Genomic DNA, 7,651 nt, shown 5'->3' on the forward strand with positions numbered 1-7,651 from the left:
TACGGAGGCAAATATGATATTTTGTTCATTGTATAGTGGAAGCAGTGGTAATAGTATTTTTGCAGCATCAGAAAAAGCAAAAATACTTATAGATGCAGGTATGCCAGGGAAAAGAATAGATGCAGCCTTAAATGAAATAGGTCAAAATGCACAAGGTATGAAGGGCATATTTATAACACATGAGCATAGCGATCACATTAAAGGTGTAGGTGTAATGTCAAGAAAATATGATATACCTATATATGCTAATGCTGAAACTTGGAGTGCTATGGAAGGTACTATAGGAAGAATAAAAGAACATAATATAAAAGTAATTGATAGAAGAAGTACTATAAAAATTGAAGATATGTGCATAAATTCTTTTGCAATACCTCATGATGCAGTAGCGCCTGTAGGATATACAGTTGAATGTGGCAATAAGAAAGTAAGTGTAGCAACAGATTTTGGCACGTTTACAGAAGAAATTAAAGATAATATAAAAGAATCCGAAGTTATTTTATTAGAAAGTAATCATGATGTTAGTATGCTTAAATATGGGCCATACCCATATGTATTAAAGAGAAGAATATTAAGTGAAATTGGACATCTTTCAAATGATGATTGTGGTAAAGCAATAGTTGAAATATCTAAGTCTGGGCCATTAAAAAAAATACTATTAGGTCATTTAAGTAGAACTAATAATAATCCAGATTTAGCATATCAAACTGTTTTAAGTACAATAAAAGAGGATGGTTTAATGCTGGGAAAAGATGTTATTTTAGGTATGGCAGATAGAAATAATCCTAGTGGTTATGTTGAAATTTAAAATATTGCATAATTTTTATTTTAATTTTATATGAATACATAATAGTTGAAATTTAAGTAAAATCTTAGTATAATTTTGATATTGAGTAAAAAACAGAAAAAAGAGGAGAGTAATTATGAGCTTATATACAAAGTGGACTGAAATGGTTATAGATTATGTAAAAACAAAAGGAGAAAAGGCTTTTTGGGCAGAATATTCAAAAATTGAAACTGCTGTATATAAAGATATTTTAGCTAATCACAAAGAAGCTAAGAAGACTTCAATAGCTGATTTAGCAAAGGAATATGAAACTACTACAGAATTTGTAATGGGATTTGTAGATGGAATAAATGATAGCTTAAAGAAATCTTACGATTTAGAAACTATAGATGAAAATACAGAATTAGTATTAGATGTTGATTTAGAAAAATTATATTTCAATATGCTAGATGCTAAAGCAGAATATTTATATACATTACCTCAATGGGATGGAATATTCTCACCAGAAAAGAGAAAAGAAATAGCAGATGAATATAAAAAATCTAAAACAGTTGTAAGAACTGAACGTAAAATAGGAAGAAATGAACCATGTCCATGTGGTAGTGGTAAAAAATATAAAAATTGTTGCGGAAAGAATGCTTAACAAGTAAAAATACTTATTAATATATTTCAAATAATAATTATTATGAATACAAGGCTATTTTAAAATGTGTATAAAGCATTTTGAAATAGCCTTTATATCTATACTAATAAATATAAAGATGAGGGGATTTTTAATGGATAATAATGTTAGATGGTTAAATGAGCAAAGAATACTTAGGGCTATAGATGCATTAGGTAAAAATAATATGAATGGTTATTTAGTTAAAGATAAAAATGAGCTAATAGAAAAAATTGAAGAAATAGTGTCTGAAGGTTCAAAAGTAGCTTGTGGTGGTTCTATGACTTTATTTGAAATAGGACTTATAGATTATTTTAGATCTGGAAGATATGATTTTCTAGATAGATATAAAGAAGGTTTATCAGCAGAAGAAGTAGTAGATATATATAAAGGGGCATTTACTTCAGATGCCTATTTTGTAAGTACTAATGCAGTTACTCTAGATGGGGAACTTTATAATGTTGATGGAACTGGTAATAGGGTGGCAGCAATGCTTTATGGACCAGATAAGGTTATAGTTATTTGTGGAGTTAATAAGATAGTAGAGGATTTAGATGAAGCTATAAATAGAGTAAGGGAAATAGCAGCTCCTGCAAATGGAAAGAGATTAAATAGAAGTACTCCTTGTGGCAAGACAGGAACTTGCATGGATTGTTCTAGCAATGAAAGAATATGTAATGAATATACACTTATAAGAAAACAAGCTAAAAAGGATAGAATACATGTTATATTTTTAAATGAAAATCTAGGATATTAAAATTGTATCAAATGGAGAATGTAATTAATAAATTATAATATATCAATAATATGGATGTATTATATGTTTAATTTGTTCCCTTTTTTGTATAATAATAGGCCTAACAATAATTCTTATTATAATTATTCTAAAGGTAATAATTATAATTCCTTTAATGGTGGATATAGCTACGATATATTTAGTTACTTATTAAGTGATGAATTTATTAACAGTATAGCAAATGAAGTATTGAATAACGATTCAATTGTAAGTATGGCAGAGCAACTTATGCGGGATGATCCTTATGAACTGGAATTTAAAGATGTTGGCGATTTTTATAGAATAAAAGGATATTTACCAGGTCTTACTGCAAAGGATGTTAAAATAGATTTTGAAAAGAATAAAGCTATATTAACAATAAAAAGAAAGCAAGTTTATTCAAACGATAATAATTTTGTAGCTATGTTTCAATCAAGTGATGATGTAGTGAAGACATTTTATACTGAAGAAATTGATGTCTCAAAATTAAGGGCATCCTTTAATAATAATTTACTAATTATTGAAATGCCAAAGTTTAAAGATATTAAGGTAGTTTCTGAAGAAAATGTAATTGTAGATGTTGATAATGTAATAGATGTTGATTAAGTAAAAAAATGATTAAGATAATTAGTTATGAACATTTAAAAATAATCCTTTTGTACAGATATAATTTTTTATGTACAAGGGATTTTTTTATTTAAAAAAGTCGAGTATTTAATGAGATTAAAATGATAATACTACAATAAAGGTATAAATAGCCTTGCTTATAGTTGTTTTTTTTAGAAAGGATGTGTATTTTTATGAAACAAGGAAAACCTGGAATAAATAATCCAATGCAAAAAGGAAAAAGAAGACAAAAACTTCATGATAATCAAAATAATGTAGGTGATCCAAAACAAAAGTCATATTATACAACTTTTGATGGAAAGGAAATAGAATAAAGAATAAATAACATAATAAGTTCTCTTTGTGTTAATATATAAAATATGAATGCAAGGAGGATTTTTTTATGAATATTTCTATAATAGCAGTGGGAAAATTAAAAGAAAAATATTTAAAAATGGCGGTAGACGAATATTCAAAGAGATTATCAAGATATACAAAGCTTGAAATAATAGAACTTCAAGATGAAAAAACACCAGATAATGCATCAGAGAAAGAAGAGGTTCAAATAAAAGAAAAAGAAGGAAAGGCTATACTATCAAAAATTAAGGACAATACTTATGTAATAGCTATGGACCTTAATGGAAAACAATTAGCATCAGTAGAATTTTCACAGTTTATTTCTAATTGTGCAGTTATGGGAAATTCTAACATAGTATTTGTAATAGGTGGAAGCTTAGGTCTTTCAGAAGAGGTAATAAAAAGAGCAGATTATAAGTTATGCTTTTCTAAGATGACATTTCCTCATCAGCTTTTTAGAGTTATGCTTCTTGAACAGGTTTATAGAGGATTTAGGATAATGAATAATGAACCGTATCATAAATAAATGAGGTTTTGGATAGAATTGGATATATAAATGGACGATAGGTGTGCTTTAATTTTTGCAATGAAACTTACAAAAATCTAAAGTTTGAATTTTTGTTGGGTATTTTAATTTTATTTATAGATTCTTCATTTTTCACTACTTGAGAAAATTAGAATTTGTTTTTCAGAATCTATAGCATTGAAAAAATTTTTATAATTATATATAATATAATTATACTAAAATATAAGCATAAAAAATATAAATGTAAAGGTGTTGTAAATATGCGCAAAGAGGTAATTTTTAATTAAATTAACTGAATAAGGATTATTTTTAAAAGTATATGAAAAATCTTGAATAACTCAAGGTTTATTTGTGGTAGAATCAATTATTGATAATATTGATATTACCATGTTTATTTGTGTACTCTAAAAATAATCAGTATTATAATGAGCATGTTACATCTTTATTTGCAGGATAGGAAAACCGTGTTCTAAACACGGTATTTTTATGTCTATTTTTGCTATATATAGATATGGTATAAGATTTTAATTTGAATAGCTTAATCATAAGTTATATAATTAAAGTTCTATATTTTATGTTTGTATTTAGGTTATATGATTATGAGGCTGTAAGTGAATTATGTTCATTTACAGCTTTTTTTGTTTAAGGAGATTATTTTGATGATTTATATATTTAAATATGAAGATTATGAAAAACAAACAAATTTTTTAAGAAATACTAGGATGGTGATGATTAATGGTTAATAAACTTTCAGCATATAAAACTTATTTATTATTTTCAGCTATTACAGCAATGTGTTTTTCGTTAGTAGCTACAGTTATGATAGTGTATCACATTGAAATAGTTCATTTAAATCCACTTCAGCTTATACTTGTTGGAACTACTTTGGAATTAGCATGCTTTATATTTGAAATTCCTACAGGGATAGTTGCAGATGTGTATAGTCGTAAACTATCTATTGTTATTGGGGGAGTTTTAACAGGAGTGGGATTTATTTTAGAAGGTTCTATTTCTAGTTTTATTTTCGTACTTGTAGCACAGATTGTATGGGGATTAGGGTCTACTTTTATCAGTGGCTCGCTTGAAGCTTGGATTGCGGAAGAAGAGAAGAATAAAGATTTAGATGAAATTTATATAAAGGGAGCACAAGCAGGGCAGATAGGAGCATTTATTGGAATAGTACTAAGCACTGTAATAGCTAATTTCTCTGTAAGGCTTCCTATTATAGTTAGTGGAGTTTTATTTATAATTCTTGCATTATTTTTATGGTTATATATGCCAGAAAATAATTTTAAACCATCTGCTCCTGGGGATTTAAATACATTCAAAAAGATGGTATATACATTTAAATCTGGTCTTAAATTTGTAAAAAGTAAATCTATAATTATGATTTTACTTGCAGTAACTTTATTTTATGGATTATCAAGTGAAGGTTATGATAGACTTTCTAATGCGCATTTTTTACAAGATACTACACTTCCTAAACTTGGAAACCTTAGTTCAGTGACTTGGTTTGGAATTTTTGGAATTTTAGGAATGATATTGAGCTTCATAGTAATGCATTTTATGGCAAAGAATCTTAAGAATGAGGATAATAGGAAAAATGGAAAACTATTATTATGCATAAATATACTTTATATATCGTCTATGTTGATATTTGCTCTTACAAGAAACTTTAGTTTAATGTTAATAGCTTATTTGGCAACAAATACCTTTAGAATTATAAATGAACCTATATTCAGTGCGTGGTTAAATGGGCATATAGATGATAATTCTAGAGCTACTGTGCTTTCTATAAATGGACAAATGAATTCCTTAGGTCAAATTTTAGGTGGACCGATTATAGGAATCATAGCTACAAATATTTCAGTAAGTATTGGTATAGTATGTACTTCATTATTAGTAGCACCAGTATTAGTGTTATATATTATTTCTATGATAATGGATAAAAAAATATCATAAATATAAGGGATTAAAAATGAAGATAATTTGATTGAACAATACAAGAAGGTTCGTAAATTTTTTGTAGAAATCTTCAAAAACACTTTTAAATTACAATATTAGAATTAGGTTAATTACTGTATTAAAAGATAAATTAAATATATATTATTAACTTAGAAAAACAAACTTTTACTTGTATTTATGTATACAAGTAAAAGTTTTTTACTTTCTTAGAAGGGAGAAATTTATAATGAAAAAGGTTTATTTAAAAAATCAATTAAAAGGATATCCTATAGAAGTAATCAGTAATGTTTTAGACGTCATTAATGTATTAGGTGAAAATTATGGAGCTAATAGAGATATAGAGAAAGATTTAGGAGGATATATAGTTATAGCAGAAAATATCGTAGATATCGAAATACTGAAACAAGATAAGTTAAAAGGATTAGTAGCAGAATATACAGACATAATTGAATGTAGTGAAGGAGTTAATTGGACTTCTTCACTATTTTTGCTTTCAAGTGATTATACAATTGTAGTAATAACTACAGAAGAACTTTCTAAGTTCCTACTAGAATGATGGAGGGAATAGATGAATAAGAAAATAATTAAACAGACTAAGTATTGTAATATTTTAGAGCAAGTTAAGGTTGCTGATAATGAATATACTTATACTGTAGAAAAGATATATATTAAAGCATTAAGAAGAAAAGAATTAAGATTTTGTGTATATAAGTGTACTAGGAGAGGGGATGAAACATATATTCCGAGAAGTTTAGATGTAACAGAAGAGGAATTTCAAGAATTAATAGTACAGGCAATAAGAACTAATATGTTTTCAAAAGAATTTATAACAGCTATAAAAGAAGAATTGATTAAGGAATAAAGAGAGGATAAATAGAAATGATTAGTAATGAAAATATAATAATAATGAATGTAGAAAATTCAGAAATAATACAACAATATGCAATAAGAGAAATTAAGAAAATATTAGATAAATATAAGAAAATTGATGTAGAAGAAATAAGAAGTTTAGAGAAATTAATTAGTAGTATAAGTAATGAAGAATTAAAAGAAGAATTCTTAAATGATTGGAGTATGTCGGTAAAGTTAGCAAAAGAAATTGGAGATAATGAAGTTGATGATAGAATAGTTTCTATGTACCAAACTCTGAAAGGTAATGGACTAGAAGATTTATCAATAGATTATGTTATTAATTGGTGTGATAAATTAGATAGCAATGGATATGTAATGATTGATGATTATAGTATGCTTTATAAAAGTTCAGCTAATTTAAAAGATATTGCAAGAGAGCTATTAGATGATATGCTTGATGATGCAATTCATGTTGATTCTTTAATAGATAAAGATTCTTTAGCCGAATATTGGATAGAGCAGACCAGTAAAGAAGAGGTAATAGATGACTTAATTAGGGGAAATAATATTGAAGAATTATTAGGACTTATTCCAGAAACTATATATGAAGATGAATATGATAATTATTTATATTCTGAAATAGATTGTTAAAGAGGTTATATCTTAGTTAATAAGGTATGACTTCTTTTATTTTTAGGAGAAGAAAAAGCATGAGAAAAAGAATTTTATGCATAGGGATAATCAGAGCTGGAAAGCTTGTAATAAAAACTGATAATGAGGAGATAAGAAAAGATGTTTAATAAAAGTAATAGATACATGACTAAAGGAATAAACCAAACATTAGATATTTCATTACAGATAATGTTATGGCAGATAATTGATGATTTTAAAGATACAAAGGAAATAGAGCTAGATTATCTACAAGTTTTTAAGATAAGAAGAAATAAAAATGAATTAATAATAGAGCATACACAAGAAGTGCCTGAATACAAGAAAGTTTATTTGTTTAATAATTTGTTAGTGGTAAAATAAATTTACCCACTTAAGGGAATAAAAATTCCCCACTTATAAAAATCCCTTTTATAATAGTATTAATACATATTATAGGAGGGGAAAGGATGATAA

The 7,651-nt window shown here is 26.6% G+C and carries 11 protein-coding genes; all 11 read left to right on the plus strand.

From position 1 onward, the window contains the following. The first annotated feature begins 13 nt into the window (after positions 1–13). The 11 genes from ACTNAO_RS10065 to ACTNAO_RS10115 all read left to right on the plus strand — a co-directional run bounded on the left by ACTNAO_RS10065 (position 14) and on the right by ACTNAO_RS10115 (position 7,558). The gene (locus tag ACTNAO_RS10065; RefSeq protein ID WP_441027675.1) at positions 14–805 is read left to right on the plus strand and encodes an MBL fold metallo-hydrolase; all 792 of its coding nucleotides are present in this window, start codon (positions 14–16) and stop codon (positions 803–805) included. Positions 806–920: 115 nt separating this feature from the next. After that, positions 921–1,427, plus strand: coding sequence for an SEC-C metal-binding domain-containing protein (locus ACTNAO_RS10070; RefSeq protein ID WP_441027676.1), 507 nt, complete (start codon positions 921–923; stop codon positions 1,425–1,427). 133 nt (positions 1,428–1,560) lie between these two features. After that, positions 1,561–2,202, plus strand: a complete 642-nt coding sequence (locus ACTNAO_RS10075) for a lactate utilization protein (RefSeq protein WP_441027677.1) — start codon at positions 1,561–1,563, stop codon at positions 2,200–2,202. Positions 2,203–2,265: 63 nt separating this feature from the next. Beyond that, positions 2,266–2,826, plus strand: a complete 561-nt coding sequence (locus ACTNAO_RS10080; protein WP_441027678.1) for an Hsp20/alpha crystallin family protein — start codon at positions 2,266–2,268, stop codon at positions 2,824–2,826. Between the two features lie 194 nt (positions 2,827–3,020). Then, complete coding sequence (locus tag ACTNAO_RS10085) at positions 3,021–3,161, plus strand: clostri-philic family protein (protein WP_441027679.1); 141 nt, start codon at positions 3,021–3,023, stop codon at positions 3,159–3,161. A 68-nt stretch (positions 3,162–3,229) separates the two neighbouring features. Continuing rightward, positions 3,230–3,709 carry a 23S rRNA (pseudouridine(1915)-N(3))-methyltransferase RlmH gene (gene rlmH / locus ACTNAO_RS10090; protein ID WP_441027680.1) on the plus strand — a complete coding sequence of 160 codons (480 nt, stop codon included), beginning with the start codon at positions 3,230–3,232 and terminating at the stop codon, positions 3,707–3,709. 735 nt (positions 3,710–4,444) lie between these two features. Next, positions 4,445–5,671: a tetracycline efflux MFS transporter TetA(P) gene (gene tetA(P), locus ACTNAO_RS10095; protein ID WP_075809651.1), complete on the plus strand. Its 1,227-nt coding sequence runs from the start codon at positions 4,445–4,447 to the stop codon at positions 5,669–5,671. Between the two features lie 229 nt (positions 5,672–5,900). Then, the gene (locus ACTNAO_RS10100) at positions 5,901–6,230 is read left to right on the plus strand and encodes a hypothetical protein (RefSeq protein WP_441027681.1); all 330 of its coding nucleotides are present in this window, start codon (positions 5,901–5,903) and stop codon (positions 6,228–6,230) included. A gap of 12 nt (positions 6,231–6,242) precedes the next feature. Continuing rightward, positions 6,243–6,536 (plus strand): hypothetical protein, encoded by a 294-nt coding sequence (locus ACTNAO_RS10105; RefSeq protein WP_169105907.1) that lies wholly within the window; start codon positions 6,243–6,245, stop codon positions 6,534–6,536. Between the two features lie 17 nt (positions 6,537–6,553). Continuing rightward, on the plus strand, positions 6,554–7,177 hold the full coding sequence (locus ACTNAO_RS10110; protein ID WP_169105906.1) for a hypothetical protein: 624 nt from the start codon (positions 6,554–6,556) through the stop codon (positions 7,175–7,177). A 141-nt stretch (positions 7,178–7,318) separates the two neighbouring features. After that, positions 7,319–7,558: a DUF960 family protein gene (locus ACTNAO_RS10115; protein ID WP_441046148.1), complete on the plus strand. Its 240-nt coding sequence runs from the start codon at positions 7,319–7,321 to the stop codon at positions 7,556–7,558. The last annotated feature ends 93 nt before the right edge of the window (positions 7,559–7,651 follow it).

The organism is Clostridium sp. HCP1S3_C6, assembly GCF_052066735.1.
Lineage (GTDB): Bacteria > Bacillota > Clostridia > Clostridiales > Clostridiaceae > Clostridium.